14 protein-coding genes and 1 pseudogene are annotated in these 16,508 nt (G+C 36.5%); all 15 read left to right on the forward strand.

Annotation, left to right across the window (positions count from 1 at the left end; genetic code table 11):
* The first annotated feature begins 135 nt into the window (after nucleotides 1–135).
* Entirely contained in the window at nucleotides 136–480 is a 345-nt protein-coding gene (gene rplS / locus WAK64_RS03580) for a 50S ribosomal protein L19 (RefSeq protein ID WP_336585571.1), read from the forward strand.
* Nucleotides 481–671: 191 nt separating this feature from the next.
* Entirely contained in the window at nucleotides 672–1,223 is a 552-nt protein-coding gene (gene lepB, locus WAK64_RS03585) for a signal peptidase I (protein WP_419465884.1), read from the forward strand.
* 17 nt (nucleotides 1,224–1,240) lie between these two features.
* Entirely contained in the window at nucleotides 1,241–2,107 is an 867-nt protein-coding gene (gene ylqF, locus WAK64_RS03590; RefSeq protein WP_336585573.1) for a ribosome biogenesis GTPase YlqF, read from the forward strand.
* Between the two features lie 51 nt (nucleotides 2,108–2,158).
* A complete protein-coding gene (locus tag WAK64_RS03595) occupies nucleotides 2,159–2,923 on the forward strand; it encodes a ribonuclease HII (RefSeq protein WP_336585574.1) in 765 nt (254 codons plus the stop codon).
* A gap of 271 nt (nucleotides 2,924–3,194) precedes the next feature.
* Nucleotides 3,195–3,600, forward strand: a pseudogene (locus WAK64_RS03600) (IS1595 family transposase); the annotation flags it as partial.
* A 17-nt stretch (nucleotides 3,601–3,617) separates the two neighbouring features.
* Nucleotides 3,618–4,238, forward strand: a complete 621-nt coding sequence (locus WAK64_RS03605; protein ID WP_336585575.1) for a hypothetical protein — start codon at nucleotides 3,618–3,620, stop codon at nucleotides 4,236–4,238.
* Between the two features lie 935 nt (nucleotides 4,239–5,173).
* Nucleotides 5,174–6,334 carry an ADP-forming succinate--CoA ligase subunit beta gene (sucC, locus tag WAK64_RS03610; protein ID WP_336585576.1) on the forward strand — a complete coding sequence of 387 codons (1,161 nt, stop codon included), beginning with the start codon at nucleotides 5,174–5,176 and terminating at the stop codon, nucleotides 6,332–6,334.
* 18 nt (nucleotides 6,335–6,352) lie between these two features.
* Nucleotides 6,353–7,255 carry a succinate--CoA ligase subunit alpha gene (gene sucD, locus WAK64_RS03615; RefSeq protein WP_336585577.1) on the forward strand — a complete coding sequence of 301 codons (903 nt, stop codon included), beginning with the start codon at nucleotides 6,353–6,355 and terminating at the stop codon, nucleotides 7,253–7,255.
* Nucleotides 7,256–7,316: 61 nt separating this feature from the next.
* Nucleotides 7,317–8,189, forward strand: coding sequence for a DNA-processing protein DprA (gene dprA / locus WAK64_RS03620; protein WP_336585578.1), 873 nt, complete (start codon nucleotides 7,317–7,319; stop codon nucleotides 8,187–8,189).
* A gap of 241 nt (nucleotides 8,190–8,430) precedes the next feature.
* Nucleotides 8,431–10,503: a type I DNA topoisomerase gene (gene topA / locus WAK64_RS03625; RefSeq protein ID WP_336585579.1), complete on the forward strand. Its 2,073-nt coding sequence runs from the start codon at nucleotides 8,431–8,433 to the stop codon at nucleotides 10,501–10,503.
* 181 nt (nucleotides 10,504–10,684) lie between these two features.
* Nucleotides 10,685–11,989 carry an FADH(2)-oxidizing methylenetetrahydrofolate--tRNA-(uracil(54)-C(5))-methyltransferase TrmFO gene (gene trmFO / locus WAK64_RS03630; RefSeq protein ID WP_336585580.1) on the forward strand — a complete coding sequence of 435 codons (1,305 nt, stop codon included), beginning with the start codon at nucleotides 10,685–10,687 and terminating at the stop codon, nucleotides 11,987–11,989.
* A gap of 62 nt (nucleotides 11,990–12,051) precedes the next feature.
* On the forward strand, nucleotides 12,052–12,951 hold the full coding sequence (gene xerC, locus WAK64_RS03635; protein WP_336585581.1) for a tyrosine recombinase XerC: 900 nt from the start codon (nucleotides 12,052–12,054) through the stop codon (nucleotides 12,949–12,951).
* Nucleotides 12,952–12,972: 21 nt separating this feature from the next.
* Nucleotides 12,973–13,515 (forward strand): ATP-dependent protease subunit HslV, encoded by a 543-nt coding sequence (hslV, locus tag WAK64_RS03640; RefSeq protein WP_336585582.1) that lies wholly within the window; start codon nucleotides 12,973–12,975, stop codon nucleotides 13,513–13,515.
* A 14-nt stretch (nucleotides 13,516–13,529) separates the two neighbouring features.
* On the forward strand, nucleotides 13,530–14,936 hold the full coding sequence (gene hslU / locus WAK64_RS03645) for an HslU--HslV peptidase ATPase subunit (protein ID WP_336585583.1): 1,407 nt from the start codon (nucleotides 13,530–13,532) through the stop codon (nucleotides 14,934–14,936).
* A gap of 37 nt (nucleotides 14,937–14,973) precedes the next feature.
* Nucleotides 14,974–15,753 carry a GTP-sensing pleiotropic transcriptional regulator CodY gene (gene codY, locus WAK64_RS03650; RefSeq protein WP_336585584.1) on the forward strand — a complete coding sequence of 260 codons (780 nt, stop codon included), beginning with the start codon at nucleotides 14,974–14,976 and terminating at the stop codon, nucleotides 15,751–15,753.
* Nucleotides 15,754–16,508 lie beyond the last annotated feature (755 nt).

The raw sequence follows: 16,508 nt of genomic DNA on the forward strand, positions 1-16,508 counted from the left end.
AACTGTTGCATAGAGAAGAAGAATGTTGTAATATATTCTTTGTGACTTGAAGTAGTTCCTACTCAGGTCTAATCAAGATGTTCCGCTGCAAACAATTGGATTTGCAAGAGCTTCTGCTGGAAGGAGTTGAAAACGATGAATCAATTAATTCAAGAAATTACTAAAGAGCAACTTCGTACTGATCTACCTTCATTCCGTCCTGGTGATACTGTACGTGTTCACGTGAACATCGTAGAGGGTAACCGTGAGCGTATCCAAGTATTTGAAGGTGTTGTGATTAAACGTCGTGGTGGTGGAATTTCTGAAACATTTACAGTACGTAAGATTTCTTACGGTGTAGGTGTTGAACGTACTTTCCCTGTACACACGCCAAAGATTGCAAAAATCGAAGTAATGCGTCGCGGTAAAGTTCGTCGTGCGAAACTTTATTACCTACGTGCTCTACGTGGTAAAGCTGCTCGTATTAAAGAAATTCGATAATAAGAAAAGTGAAAGCATCCGCTTTTGGAGATTGAATTCACTACTAGTTGAATTCTATAACTTTTATTTTCTTATATTTAGAAAAAGGAGCTTGGTTACAAGCTCCTTTTTCATTTTCTTTTCTTGGAATGATGGTATAATTTAGACAATACGGTAAAATAGGAAGGTAAGTATATTAAGGGGTGGGAAAATTGGTTAAGAAGAAAAATGAAGTATGGGAATGGACAAGGGCTTTATTAATCGCAGCTGGCATTGCGGCAATTATTCGCTTTTTCCTGTTTTCACCTATTGTTGTAGATGGTAGCTCCATGGTACCAACTTTACAAAGCGGTGAACGTATGATCATGAATAAAATTAGCTACCACTTTAAAGAACCTGATCGATTTGATATTATCGTATTTCATGCTCCAGGAAATAAGGATTACATAAAAAGGGTTATAGGCTTGCCAGGAGATGAAATAAAATATCAAAATGATGTTTTGTATATTAATGGCGAGGCCTATGAAGAACCCTATTTAGATGAATATAAAGCTATGTTTGAAGGAAACAATTATACAGAAGATTTTACACTTGAAGGTGTGATGAGTGAGAACACGGTACCGGAAGGACATGTATTTGTACTGGGTGATAATCGTCCGGTCAGCCAAGATAGCAGAACGATTGGTCCGATTAAGATGGAAGATGTGGTAGGATCAACAAATATTGTTTTCTGGCCGTTTAATGATGTCCGGTATGTTAAGTAAGACTTGGAGGTATTAGAATGACAATACAATGGTTTCCTGGCCATATGGCGAAGGCTCGAAGAGAAGTAACAGAGAAGTTAAAATTAGTCGATATTATTATCGAACTAGTTGATGCAAGACTTCCACTCTCTTCTCGAAATCCGATGATTGATGAGATTGTTCATCAAAAGCCACGGCTTGTTGTCTTAAATAAAGAAGATATGGCAGATCCTCAGCTGACAAAGAAGTGGATTACCTATTTTGAAAGTAATGGAATTAAAGCAATCTCTGTAAATGCTCAAGCAGGAAATGGCATGCAGAAAATTGTTAAAGAATCACAATCGATTTTAAAAGAAAAATGGGATCGCATGAAGTCAAGAGGCATGAAGCCTAGAGCGATTAGAGCGATGATAGTTGGAATTCCAAACGTAGGTAAATCGACTTTAATTAACCGATTAGTAAAAAAGAATATTGCTAAAACAGGGAATACGCCAGGCGTTACGAAAAGCCAGCAATGGATTAAAGTCGGAAAAGAACTAGAACTATTAGATACACCAGGAATATTATGGCCAAAATTTGAAGATGAGAAGGTAGGCTATAAGCTGGCTCTGACTGGTGCCATAAAAGATACAATACTAAATCTACAGGATATTGCGTTATATGGGCTATTGTTTTTAGAGGAGCATTACGTTTCCAAGCTAAAAGAGCGGTATGAGTTTAGTGACATACCAGATAATCCGGTCGATAAGTTTCAACATATCGGAAAGCTTAGGGGCTGCCTAATGGCAGGGGGAGAAATAGATTACGATAAAACCGCTGAATTAATTATCCGAGATGTACGGGGGATTCAATTAGGGAGAGTTACATTTGACTTTCCACCTGAAGATGATAACGAAAAAATGTAGACTCAATTGGAGTCTACATTTTTTATAAAAAAGAGAAGTGGAGAAAACAGGATGGCAACAATTAAAGAGATAAAAGAACAGCTACAGAATATTACAGAAATTAATCACCCGCAGTTAAAGATGTTTGAATTAGATAAGCGAGTAGGTGTACAAAAGCTAGTTAAACAGTGGCACCGTGAAAATGAGAAACGCCAACAACTAGTAGAGTCCTTTGAAAAAATGTCAATCTATGAAAATAAAATGAGAAAGGAAGGATTTCAGTTCATTGCGGGTGTCGATGAAGTGGGAAGAGGGCCGCTGGCTGGGCCTGTCGTAGCGAGTGCTGTTATTCTACCAGAATCATGTTATATTCCAGGTTTAAATGATTCCAAAAAATTGAGTGAGGCAAAAAGGGAAGAATTGTATGAGCAAATTCAACAACAAGCAGTTGCCGTTGGAGTAGGTATCCTGACTGCTAGTGAAATTGATCAATGGAATATTTATGAAGCTACTAAAAAAGCAATGTTGCAAGGGATTCAACAGTTAAATGTAAAACCGGATTTTTTACTTGTCGATGCAATGAAGTTAGATTTACCAATTGAGCAGCTTTCCATTATTAAAGGAGACGCAACCTCGATATCTATCGCTGCAGCCTCTATCGTAGCAAAAGTTACGAGAGATCGACTGATGAAACAATATGCCAAAAAATATCCTCAATACGGATTTCAGCGAAATATGGGGTATGGGACAAGCGAACATATTGAAGCTTTACAGGCAGAAGGTCCTTGTGAACTACATCGAAAAACGTTCGCACCTATTAAGACTTTTTTTCAATAGGGTTGGGTAAATGATGTATTAGAAAAGGGGAAAACTAATAGTCGACATTCCATTGTCTGAAGTATCATCCTTGTATAAAACTAAAAGAAGAGGAGCTAATGCCCTACTACACAAACACCTTACTCGTCAACGCTATCTGAGAGCCGTTATAGAGCCGTACAGAAGTCGTTAAAAGTTCCGTTAGGGTTAATTCACTATAAAACTAAAATGTGCTACCAAAGATGGGAAAAGAGGTATTTCTGTCCTTTAAATTGCAGTCGTGGATACATAAGACGGCACTGGTAATATGATTGCTCGTAAAGGTGGAACAGGACGAGTAGAATTTGATATTGTGGGCTATACTCACCCATCTTCATTGCTTTGTACAGATACAGCAGCTAATGATAAGAAATTCGCGAAAAATAAGCACTTGAGGCACGAAACTATATAAAAGACAAAAACAAAATATGAAAAAGGTATTTCCACATCCAACTCATTAATTACTTCCATAGCAGATAAAAGACCTGGATGAGACGCTTTCAAGGTGTGGCTACAATTATTTAGATATCTATCTCTCCTAGATCTGGTGGCTTGAAATAGACAAGACTTTAGCATTTGAAAAACAAGTTGAACAAATGCTTATTTCAGCTTTGCAAAAATCCAATTACAATACTGTAAGTGTGTTAAGAAGTTTCTAAACTGGAGTTGAAAATTAATGAATTATGATATTTACAATAACCCTGATAATTGGATTGGTGAATTTTATGAACTTTCAATTGAATATCACCCATTCGGAAATAATAAAAGGGTAAATGAAGCACTTCTTGGTTTGTGTAAAAGTGATAACTTTAATGGAGTATGGGAAGATAAAAAGGATTATCAAAAGAAATCTATCTTTCTACCAATAAACATTGAAGAAGACAGTGTTACTCAATTTTACGGTACATTATCTTTCTCGAATTCAAAGGATGGTGAACTCCCTTGTGTAATTACTATCATCAGGGTGGATGGTGAGTCTGATTGGTTAGATATTGCAATACCACAGGCTTCATATGAAGAAATATTTCCTTGCAAATATCCCCTTACAGTAGAGCTAAACCCTTGGTTAAAGGAAATTAATACCCTGTATACACAGTTGGCAGAAATCATCTATTGTAACTCCCCCTTTGATTTGGCAATGATCGGCGAAGAAGTTTCGGGTTACACAAATCAAGAAGAAATTACCCATGAGGATGTGCAAAATATAACCTGTATACTTCCAAGTTATTTACAAGACCGACTTAAACTCAAAGGAAAAGGAAAAGAGCTGTCAAACCAACTAATAATTTTTGACTAAGCTCTTCTTTTCTTTCCAAAAATTAAAAAAGAACTTACGTAAATGCACCAAATTTGTCTTCTAACGGTGAATGTAAACAAGAAGTGAAATAGACCCTTAAATCGATGCGGCTCTCGCTTCTCAAGGAGGAGCTGCAAAGATTAAAGAGTTATTCGAGTGGATTACTGCAAAATTTATGGGCAAAACCTCCTTTCTAAGGCTAAATGATTATCAGCATGGTCTTATTTTCCAATGGTCTGGAAAGGAAAATGAGGAGAATCCATTGTTGCTATAGTGTTTATTTCATTTACGTTCTTTAAAAGAAACAATTATTGATATGTAAGTCCAAATTCGTATTATTGCGTTAATAATAATGAACGAAAAATAGTGGACTCATCTCTAATAAAAATGTTAAAAAAGGTCTGACTGAAAAGGGTATACATTTTCATAGTAGATAAAGATAGAAATGAAAAAATTATATGAGCTTAATTCCTACGGCGAAGGGAATGGATTTATAGTGCCCGCAATGGCCGTTGCATTGAATTTCGATGGTCAAGTAACTAATTCATCAAAAGTAGTGGCCAAAGGGACTGGGCTCATTTCAGACAATTTTTTTAGCAAAGGCAAATGAATACCATATATCGATTCAAGCCTAGTGGAATGATTGGGGGAACTAAAATTAAATGAGAAAATTCAAGATGAAATAGAGGAAGTTGTAGCACAGGTTTTTGTATTAATCAGCTTACATACATAAACTAAAAGGGTAGGATAAATGTTTTATTACAAAAGTATTTAACGACAATTTGATCAAGTGTATTCAGTATAAATATCTCACTAAATAGATTGAATTTTTAAACTAATATAATATTTTTATTATAATGGTAGACAGATTTTCGGACATTTTATACAATGAAAGCGCAGTCTATTTTTTGAAGAGTTTGATTGGAGGATGGGAAATGAATATCCATGAATATCAAGGTAAAGAAATCCTCAGAAGTTATGGGGTAGCAGTACCTAATGGAAAAGTAGCATTCACTGTAGAAGAAGCAGTTGAAGCAGCAAAAGAACTAGGGACAGAAGTATGTGTTGTCAAGGCTCAAATCCACGCAGGAGGTCGCGGTAAAGCGGGTGGAGTTAAAGTGGCAAAGGGCTTAGACGAAGTTCGTACATATGCAAATGATATATTAGGTAAAACCCTTGTTACACACCAAACAGGCCCTGAAGGCAAAGAAGTTAAGCGCTTACTTATCGAAGAGGGCTGTGATATCAAGAAAGAGTATTATATTGGATTGGTACTTGATCGTGCAACATCACGTGTTGTGTTAATGGCTTCTGAAGAAGGCGGAACTGAAATTGAAGAAGTAGCAGAACAAACACCTGAAAAGATCTTTAAAGAATATATTGATCCAGTTGTAGGCTTAACTGGATTCCAAGCTCGTAGAATTGCCTTTAATATTAATATTCCAAAAGAACTAGTAAATAAAGCTGTTAAGTTTATGATGGGCTTATATAAGGCTTATGAAGAAAAAGATTGTTCAATTGCTGAAATAAACCCGCTTGTTGTTACAGGTGATGGGAATGTAATGGCTCTAGATGCAAAGTTAAACTTTGATTCTAATGCTCTTTATCGACAAAAGGACGTTTTAGCGTTCCGTGATTTAGAAGAAGAAGATGCAAAAGAAATTGAAGCGTCTAAATATGATTTAAGTTACATTTCATTAGATGGAAATATCGGTTGTATGGTAAACGGTGCGGGACTAGCAATGGCCACAATGGATATTATTAAACATTACGGTGGAGACCCTGCTAACTTCCTAGATGTTGGAGGCGGTGCTACAGCAGAAAAAGTAACAGAAGCTTTTAAAATCATTTTATCTGACGAAAATGTTAAAGGTATTTTTGTTAATATATTTGGTGGAATCATGAAATGTGATGTTATTGCTACTGGTGTAGTCGAAGCAGCAAAACAAATTGATTTAAATGTTCCCCTTGTAGTTCGCTTAGAAGGAACAAATGTTGAATTAGGAAAGAAAATTTTAAATGAATCTGGGTTGAACATCATTGCGGCAGAGTCAATGGCAGATGGCGCACAAAAAATAGTAGGACAAGTAGGATAAGAAAGGCAGGGGAACATAATGAGCGTATTCATTAATAAAGATACAAAAGTAATGGTACAAGGTATTACAGGTTCAACAGCCCTATTTCATACTAAGCAAATGCTAGAGTATGGGACAAAAATTGTAGCAGGTGTTACTCCTGGTAAAGGAGGAACAGAAGCAGAAGGTGTACCAGTTTTTAACACAGTAGCTGAAGCAGTACAAGAAACAGGCGCAAATGTTTCAGTCATTTATGTTCCTGCTCCATTTGCAGCAGACGCGATTATGGAGGCTGTAGATGCTGAATTAGATTTAGCGATTTGTATTACAGAACATATTCCTGTTCTAGATATGGTAAAAGTAAAACGTTATATGGAAGGTAAGAAAACACGTCTTGTAGGACCAAACTGTCCTGGTGTGATTACTCCTGAAGAATGTAAAATTGGTATTATGCCAGGTTACATTCATACAAAAGGTCATGTAGGCGTTGTTTCACGTTCTGGTACCTTAACATATGAAGCAGTACATCAGTTGTCTCAAACAGGGATTGGTCAATCAACAGCTGTTGGAATCGGTGGAGATCCAGTCAATGGAACGGATTTCATCGATGTTCTTAAAGCATTCAATGAAGATGAAGATACTTATGCTGTCATCATGATTGGTGAAATCGGAGGTACTGCTGAGGAAGAGGCTGCTCTGTGGGTAAAAGAAAATATGACTAAGCCAGTTGTAGGATTTATTGGCGGACGTACTGCACCTCCTGGAAAACGTATGGGCCATGCTGGAGCTATTATCTCTGGTGGTAAAGGAACCGCTGATGAAAAAATTAGAGTAATGAATGAATGCGGAATTGAAGTAGCCGACACGCCATCGGTTATGGGTGAAACGTTAATAAAAGTTCTTAAAGAAAAAGATCTTTTTGAAAAGTGTAAAACGCATTAAGAAAGAGCTTCGAACAGTCCTTCTAATAGAAGGGCTGTTTCTATTAAAAAGGAGGTTATTTATGATTGATAAAAAACGATTTATTCATTTATTACATTGCCAAAGCTTAAGCTGGAAAAATATTTACTTCTATTTAAGAAAAGACCCTACTCTCATAAATTTATATTCCTCTTCAAATTCTTCATTACGTCAAGCTTTTCAACTTTCAACAAGTAAATTTATCCAATTCCAAAGAGAACTAAATAGCTTTTCTCACAAAAAAACACTTCAAAGATATGAAGCAGATCGTATAAAAATAGTGACGATCTTTGATCAGGACTATCCCTTCCTTCTTAAGAACATTTTTCAACCCCCATGGGGACTTTTTTGTCAGGGAAATCTAGACCTTCTATCTAAGGGAAAGAGGTTGGCTGTTGTAGGGGCAAGAAATGCAAACGAATATGCAGAGCGTACACTAACAGAGCTACTCCCCCCATTAGTTCACCAAAATATTATCATTGTCAGTGGTCTAGCAACGGGTGTAGATACTTTTGCTCATAAGATGACAATAAAATTCAATGGCGACACAATTGCTGTATTAGGAGGAGGATTTAACCATATATATCCTAAGAAGAATGAGGTTTTGGCTAGAGAAATTGCTAATGATTACCTTCTTCTCAGTGAATATCCCCCAGATACAATGCCTAAAAAATGGCATTTCCCTGCAAGAAACCGCATTATAAGTGGATTATCAAAAGGAAGCTTAATTGTTCAAGCTGGTGCACGAAGTGGATCATTAATAACAGCTGAAATGGCGCTGAATGAAGGGAGAGATGTTTTTGCTATTCCAGGACCTATTCACCACCCCTTGTCTATTGGTACAAATAGTCTAATAAAACAAGGGGCAATACTTGTTCAAACTGCAGAGGATATTTTGCAAGAAATGTCTGTATAATGTAGTTAAAAGTAGATTTTTCCATAAATTTTTCACAAAAAGGTTGCAATTATTCATAATCTGTTATACATTTTGCAACAGAAGTTATTTGAGGTCGAAGACCAAGAATGAATGAAAAAATAGTTGTCCTAACTTGTAAACGTTGTCACTCAGAGCTCATATTATATTTGACAAAGAGATTGAAGACATTTAATATTTATTCTTGAATATTCAGTATATTTACCTCTAAGGAGGACTTTGCATGTCAGATTATTTAGTGATTGTAGAATCACCCGCAAAAGCGAAAACAATTGAGAAATATTTAGGTAAAAGATATAAAGTTCGTGCGTCTATGGGGCATGTCCGTGATTTACCAAAAAGCCAGATGGGCGTTGATACTGAGCATGGATTTGAGCCTAAGTACATTACCATCCGAGGCAAAGGACCTGTGTTAAAGGAATTAAAAACGGCAGCAAAAAAAGCGAAGAAAATTTATCTTGCAGCTGACCCTGATCGTGAAGGGGAAGCTATTGCTTGGCATTTAGCCCATAGTTTAGACATAGAGACAAGCAGTGATTGTCGCGTTGTCTTTAATGAGATTACAAAGGATGCCATTAAAGAGTCCTTTAAGCAGCCACGTGCGATTGATATGGATCTTGTTGATGCACAACAAGCACGTCGTATTTTAGACCGATTAGTAGGGTATAATATTAGCCCCTTACTATGGAAGAAAATAAAAAAAGGGTTGAGTGCAGGAAGAGTTCAATCGGTTGCACTACGCTTAATAATTGACCGTGAAAATGAAATTAGCCAATTTCAACCTGAAGAGTATTGGACGATTAATGGAGCCTTTACAAAAAATAAGGAATCATTCAACGCTACATTTTATGGATTAAATGGGAAGAAATTAGCGTTGAAGAGTGAACAAGAGGTTAAAGATGTATTAGCAAAACTAAAGCAAGATTATTTCGAAGTATCAAAGGTGACGAAAAGGGAGCGAAAGCGAAATCCTGCTCCACCTTTTACGACCTCATCCTTACAACAAGAAGCAGCAAGAAAATTAAATTTTAGAGCGAAGAAAACAATGATGTTAGCTCAACAACTTTATGAAGGAATTGATTTAGGAAAACAAGGTACGATAGGTCTTATTACTTACATGAGAACAGATTCGACAAGAACTTCTGAAACCGCTCAGAAGGAAGCCGCAGGCTATGTTGAATCAAGCTATGGAAAAGAGTACACTAAGCCATCATCAGGAGGAGGCTCCCAAGGGAAAACACAGGATGCCCATGAAGCGATTCGTCCTACAAGTGTTTTACGAGAGCCTCAATCGTTAAAGGAATTTTTATCAAGAGACCAACTACGTTTGTACAAGTTAATATGGGAACGGTTTGTGGCGAGCCAAATGACACCAGCCATAATGGATACTTTATCAGTCGACCTTATGAATGGGGATGTTCAATTTAGAGCAAACGGTTCAAAAGTGAAGTTCCCAGGATTTATGAAAGTATATGTTGAAGGAAATGATGACCAAAAAGAAGAAAAAGAAAATTGGTTGCCTAGTCTTGAAAATGGTGATAAAGTTAACACGGATGAAATAGACCCAAAACAACACTTCACCCAACCTCCACCACGGTTTACGGAGGCACGACTTGTCAAAACATTGGAAGAGCTAGGGATTGGTCGACCTTCTACGTATGCCCCAACCTTAGATACAATCCAAAAACGCGGGTACGTCTCTCTTGATAATAAGAGGTTTGTTCCTACTGAATTAGGTACGATTGTTCATGAAGTCATGGCGGAGTATTTTCCAGATGTTTTAGATGTAGAGTTTACTGCGAAAATGGAAAAATCCTTGGATGAAGTAGAAGAAGGAAAAATGCAGTGGAATTCAATTATTGATGAATTTTATCAAGACTTCTATCAACATCTTTCAAAAGCAGAGGCGGAAATGGAGAAAATTGAAATAAAACCCGAATTTGCTGGCGAAGATTGTGAACTTTGTGGAAGTCCAATGGTATATAAAATGGGAAGATACGGAAAATTTATGGCGTGTAGTAATTTTCCAGATTGTCGAAATACGAAGCCAATTATAAAGGAAATTGGTGTGAAATGTCCTGACTGTGAAGAGGGCAGTATTATTGAAAGGAAAACAAAAAAGAAAAGAATTTTTTATGGCTGTAACCAATATCCACAATGTGAGTTCCTTTCTTGGGATAAACCAATTGATCGTAAATGTCCAAAATGTGAAAGTTTATTAGTTGAGAAAAAACTAAAAAAAGGCAATCAAGTTCAATGTACCCAATGTGATTATAAGGAAGATGCACAACAATAAGTCGGTGAGGGTGAGCGTCTAGCTCACTCTTTCTGTTTGGAAACGGTAATTTTCAAATCATAACCAGAAGTTCAAACATTTGAAACTATTAAATTTCTTGTGATGAAAGGTAAAATGCTTTACGAAAAAGGCAAGACTAGAGGATAATGAACAATAGACAGTTAGATGGAGGGTTTACTACATGGCAGGTAGCGTAAATGTAATAGGAGCTGGGCTAGCGGGAAGTGAAGCAGCTTGGCAGTTAGCAAATAAAGGGATTCAAGTGAAACTATATGAAATGAGACCAATTAGGCAAACACCTGCTCACCATACGGATAAATTTGCTGAGCTTGTTTGCTCCAACTCGTTACGAGCTAACACGTTAACAAACGCTGTTGGTGTTTTAAAAGAAGAGATGAGAAAACTTAATTCGGTTATTATAGCTGCTGCAGATGATTGCGCAGTACCAGCGGGCGGAGCATTAGCAGTAGACCGTCATGAATTTGCTAAGAATGTAACTGAGAGAGTGAAGGGGCATCCTAACGTAACGGTCATTAATGAAGAGGTGAAGGAGATTCCAACCGGAACCACTATTATTGCAACAGGGCCGTTAACAAGTGAAACTTTATCAGATGATCTTCGTAAATTAACAGGAGAAGATTATTTATATTTTTATGATGCAGCTGCTCCTATTCTTGAAAAAGATAGCATAAATATGGATAAGGTTTATTTAAAATCGCGCTATGATAAAGGGGAAGCAGCGTATTTAAATTGCCCTATGACAGAAGAAGAATTTGAACGTTTTTATGAGGCTTTAATTTCAGCTGAAACCGTACCTTTAAAGGAGTTTGAGAAGGAGGTATTCTTTGAAGGATGTATGCCAATTGAAGTAATGGCTAATCGTGGGAAGAAAACGATGCTATTTGGTCCAATGAAGCCTGTGGGATTAGAAGATCCTAAAACAGGAAAACGTCCTTACGCCGTAGTTCAGCTAAGGCAAGATGATGCAGCAGGAACCCTTTATAATATTGTCGGATTTCAGACACATTTAAAATGGGGCCCACAAAAAGAGGTAATTAGACTCATTCCTGGTTTAGAAAATGCAGAAATTGTTCGTTATGGTGTGATGCATCGTAATACATTTATTAATTCACCAAAGGTTTTAAAACCTACGTACCAGTTTAATAACCGTGAGGATTTATTTTTTGCTGGTCAAATGACAGGAGTAGAGGGGTATGTAGAATCTGCAGCAAGCGGGTTGGTTGCTGGCCTCAATGCTGCTCGTTTAGCAACAGGACAACAGCCAGTAGAGTTCCCTCACGAAACAGCTATTGGAAGTATGGCGAGATACATTACGACAGCGAATGCGAAAAATTTCCAACCGATGAATGCTAATTTTGGACTTTTCCCTGCATTACCGAAAAAGATTAAGAACAAACAAGAACGAAATGAAGCACATGCTAATAGGGCGTTAGAAACAATTCAGAACTTTGTGAAAAAAGTGTGATATTCATTGCAACCTAGTATCTTGTATGATAATATTGAAAAGCCTTAGCGAGGTGATATATCGTGAAAGAAGCATATACACAACAACTATCACAATTTATTCAATATTTAAAGGTTGAGAGAAATTATTCTCACCATACAATTCACCAGTATGAAAGCGATTTAAAGGAATTTCTGCAATTTTTATTAAGAGAGAATATTCATACTATTGGGGACGTACAGTATTTTGAAGCAAGGGTCTATCTAACGGAACTGTATGAACGAAAAAGTGCTAGAAATACAGTAGCTAGAAAGATCTCTTGCTTAAGAAGTTTTTATAAATATTTTATGAGAGAAAAACAGGTAATAGAAAACCCTTTCTCCCTTGTTCATCATCCTAAGGAAGAAAAGAGGCTACCTCAATTCTTCTATGAGGAAGAAATGGAAAAACTATTTACGATTTGTCAAGGAACGGAGCCTTTACAACAACGGAATTTGGCCTTATTTGAATTACTTTATGCGACAGGTATACGGGTAAGTGAATGTGCTGGGATTCAATTGAATGATTTGGATCGTTCAAGGTCAATATTATTAGTAAGAGGAAAAGGAAATAAGGAAAGGTATGTCCCTGTCGGGAGTTTTGCTTTAGACGCAATGGAATCCTATTTAAGTCATGCACGCCCATTGCTGATGGGGGAAGAAAAACATTCCTATATGTTTGTAAATTTTCGCGGTAAGGCAATAACCACTGGGGGAATACGCCATATTCTTAATGATATTGTGACTAAGGCATCTATAAATGAAAAAATTCACCCACATATGTTGCGCCATACCTTTGCAACACATTTATTAAATAACGGCGCTGATTTAAGGTCTGTTCAAGAATTGTTAGGTCATTCACACCTTTCTTCAACGCAAATATACACTCATGTGACGAAGGAACATTTGCGAAATACGTACATGGCTTATCATCCACGAGCTTAAGATAATAGAGGAGGAGTACTGTTGGAACAATTTCACGCGACTACTATCTTTGCCATACAACATAATGGAAGAAATGCAATGTCTGGTGACGGGCAAGTTACTTTAGGGAATGCAGTGGTTATGAAGCACAAGGCAAAAAAAGTGAGGAAATTGTATAATGGCAAAGTTATAGCTGGATTTGCTGGCTCAGTAGCTGATGCTTTTACTTTGTTTGAGCTGTTTGAGGGCAAGCTAGAAGAGTATAATGGGAACATTAAACGAGCGGCTGTTGAACTGGCGAAGCAATGGCGAAGTGATAAAATGCTGCGACAGTTAGAGGCAATGTTGATTGTAATGAATCAAACAAATATCCTTCTTGTCTCTGGAACAGGTGAAGTAATTGAACCTGATGATGGCATTCTAGCCATTGGTTCTGGTGGGAATTATGCTCTTTCAGCAGGTAGAGCTTTAAAGCAGCACGCAGGTGATAATTTAACCGCAAGGGAAATCGCTGAAGCGGCCTTAAACATTGCAGCAGACATTTGTGTGTATACCAATTCTAATATTATTGTAGAAGAACTATAAAAGGAGTGAGTGGAATGGAAAATGAGAAGAACTTAACTCCCCGACAAATAGTTGATCGGTTAGATCAATATATTGTAGGTCAAGATGAGGCGAAGAAATCAGTAGCTGTAGCATTGAGAAATCGATATCGAAGAAGCTTACTAGAAGAAAAGCTTCAAGAGGAAATCCAACCTAAAAATATATTGATGATGGGACCAACAGGTGTTGGAAAAACAGAAATTGCAAGGAGAATTGCTAAACTAGTTCATGCACCATTTATTAAAGTTGAGGCGACAAAATTTACCGAGGTTGGTTATGTAGGTCGAGACGTTGAATCGATGGTCAGGGATTTAGTAGAAACTTCTGTGCGGTTAGTGAAAGAAGAGAAGATGCAAAATGTTAAAGAACGCGCTCAGGAGAATGCAAATAATCGATTGATCGAATTACTTGTTCCATCAGCAAAAAAGAATACTAATATAAAAAATCCATTCGAAATGATCTTTGGTAATAATCAAACTACAGATGAAACTATAGAAGAAGATAAAGAAGAAGCCTCTATCTTTCAAAAGCGTAAAGCAGTTGAAACGAAGCTTGCCAAAGGGGAGCTTGAAAATGAATGGATTTCGGTAGAAGTTGAGGAGCAACAGCCGTCCATGTTTGATATGCTACAAGGTTCTGGGATGGAACAAATGGGTATGAACATGCAGGATGCGCTGAGTAGCTTTATGCCGAAAAAGAAGAAGAAGAGAAAGTTAAAAGTGAAGGAAGCAAGAAAAGTTCTTACAAACGAAGAAGCTCAGAAGTTAATTGATATGGATGAAGTGACATCTGAAGGGGTTAGAAGAGCAGAACAATCAGGGATTATCTTTATTGATGAAATTGATAAAATTGCGAGCAAAAGTTCATCACAATCTTCTGCTGATGTCTCAAGAGAAGGTGTTCAACGCGATATTTTACCTGTTGTAGAAGGGTCAACAATTGTCACAAAATACGGGTCTGTTAAGACGGATCACGTTTTATTTATTGCAGCAGGAGCCTTTCATATTGCAAAACCCTCTGACTTGATTCCTGAACTACAAGGGCGTTTTCCAATTCGTGTAGAGCTTCAAAAGCTTTCTGTCGAAGACTTTGTTCGGATTTTAGTAGAACCAGACAATGCGATTGTAAAACAATATATCGCATTAATTGAAACAGAAGGTATACAAATAGAATTTTCTGACGATGCTATTCGTAGAATGGCTGAAATAGCATTTGAAGTAAACCAAAACACAGATAATATCGGTGCTAGAAGGTTACATACAATCATGGAAAAACTACTTGAGGATTTATCATTTGAAGCACCTGAAATCTCTATGGAGAAAGTTGAGATTACACCACAGTATGTTGATTCAAAGCTAGGAAAAATATCAAAGAATAAAGACTTAAGTGAATTTATTTTATAATGCATAAAGACTTACGATACGTTTAGGAGGATTTAAGATGAATTTATTAAATAAGACAAGAAAAATTAATGCAATGTTACAAAAAGCAGCGGGAAAACCAGTGAATTTCAAAGAAATGTCAGAGACATTATCTAGTGTCATTGAGGCAAATGTATTTGTTGTTAGTAGAAGAGGAAAATTACTTGGATTTGCTGTCAATCAGCAAATTGAAAATGAGCGAATGAAGCAAATGCTTGAGGATCGTCAATTTCCAGAAGAATACACAAATAATTTATTTAACATTTCAGAGACATCATCTAATTTAAATGTAGAGAGTGAATACACGGCATTTCCTGTAGAAAATAAAGAGTTTTTCAAAAATGGTTTAACTACTATTGTCCCAATTATTGGTGGGGGAGAGCGACTAGGTACATTGATCCTTGCTCGTTTAGCAGCAAGCTTTGAGGATGATGATTTAATTTTAGGTGAATATGGTGCTACAGTTGTAGGAATGGAGATATTAAGAGAAAAAGCAGAAGAAATTGAAGAGGAAGCACGAAGTAAAGCAGTTGTCCAAATGGCCATTTCTTCCCTTTCTTATAGTGAGCTAGAGGCAATTGAGCATATTTTTGAAGAATTAGATGGAAATGAAGGTTTACTAGTTGCCTCTAAAATTGCTGACCGTGTTGGAATCACACGTTCTGTTATCGTCAATGCACTTCGTAAATTAGAGAGTGCGGGCGTTATCGAGTCACGCTCACTTGGGATGAAAGGAACCTATATTAAAGTACTAAATAATAAATTTTTACTTGAATTAGATAAATTAAAAACAAACTAATAAAAAGAAGAGGCGCTATGCGCCTCTTCTATTATATTTTATAGGTAAAACGTCCTTCTTTTGAATGTACTATGACTATAAATACATAAATGAAGGAATGAAATTGAGATTATTTAAATTGTTATTACTTAATATTAGAAATAAATAAGTTATTGGAAGTATAATATTTATTACAAAAATCGACAAATATTTAGTTTTTGGGAACACTAGCTAATTTTTTAGCTGGTGTTTTTACATTAACCCATTGAAAGGAACAGGGCTTTAATGTCCTGGAGTTCTCTTCTGTTTGACGGTGGTTTATTGTTTCATTAAGAGGTTTTTACGATCTTAACTAGGTGGCATAAAAGAAGGAGTATAGAATGGTTTCAGGGTAGTTTTATCGATAAGCATGGTGAATACTATCAGTTTTTAAGGTATACATCTATATGTTCGTATGAAGAATTATTCTTCATATTGTGAGAACTTGCTTCGTCATCACTGTACTGTAAAGAAGTTTAGGAAGTAAGCGGGGGATTGATGATAGTTAGGGAGTTAAAAAGGGTGAAGTGGAATTTGATGGAGAAAGAAGAGGAAATAAGAAAGAAGCCTTTTGCTTTTTTAGAAAAGACCATTGAACTATGAGCTATGAAGATGAAATGGATGGTTAAAATAGAGGATTTTATGAGAAAAATCAGCAAATAATCTTAATAACTAGATATAGAAAAGATGGATTTTAAAGGAAGAATTGGAATACTCAGATAATAATTGAATTGTCT

The organism is Bacillus spongiae (genome assembly GCF_037120725.1).
GTDB classification, from domain to species: Bacteria; Bacillota; Bacilli; order Bacillales; family Bacillaceae_K; genus Bacillus_CI; species Bacillus_CI spongiae.

Bases quoted from the DNA above. Each gene is read 5' to 3' on its own strand.
- ylqF (WP_336585573.1), top strand. From the start codon at position 1,241: ATGACAATACAATGGTTTCCTGGCCATATGGCGAAGGCTCGAAGAGAA.
- sucD (WP_336585577.1), top strand. From the start codon at position 6,353: ATGAGCGTATTCATTAATAAAGATACAAAAGTAATGGTACAAGGTATT.
- WAK64_RS03605 (WP_336585575.1), top strand. From the start codon at position 3,618: ATGAATTATGATATTTACAATAACCCTGATAATTGGATTGGTGAATTT.
- sucC (WP_336585576.1), top strand. From the start codon at position 5,174: ATGAATATCCATGAATATCAAGGTAAAGAAATCCTCAGAAGTTATGGG.
- WAK64_RS03595 (WP_336585574.1), top strand. From the start codon at position 2,159: ATGGCAACAATTAAAGAGATAAAAGAACAGCTACAGAATATTACAGAA.
- dprA (WP_336585578.1), top strand. From the start codon at position 7,317: ATGATTGATAAAAAACGATTTATTCATTTATTACATTGCCAAAGCTTA.
- topA (WP_336585579.1), top strand. From the start codon at position 8,431: ATGTCAGATTATTTAGTGATTGTAGAATCACCCGCAAAAGCGAAAACA.
- codY (WP_336585584.1), top strand. From the start codon at position 14,974: ATGAATTTATTAAATAAGACAAGAAAAATTAATGCAATGTTACAAAAA.
- rplS (WP_336585571.1), top strand. From the start codon at position 136: ATGAATCAATTAATTCAAGAAATTACTAAAGAGCAACTTCGTACTGAT.
- trmFO (WP_336585580.1), top strand. From the start codon at position 10,685: ATGGCAGGTAGCGTAAATGTAATAGGAGCTGGGCTAGCGGGAAGTGAA.
- hslU (WP_336585583.1), top strand. From the start codon at position 13,530: ATGGAAAATGAGAAGAACTTAACTCCCCGACAAATAGTTGATCGGTTA.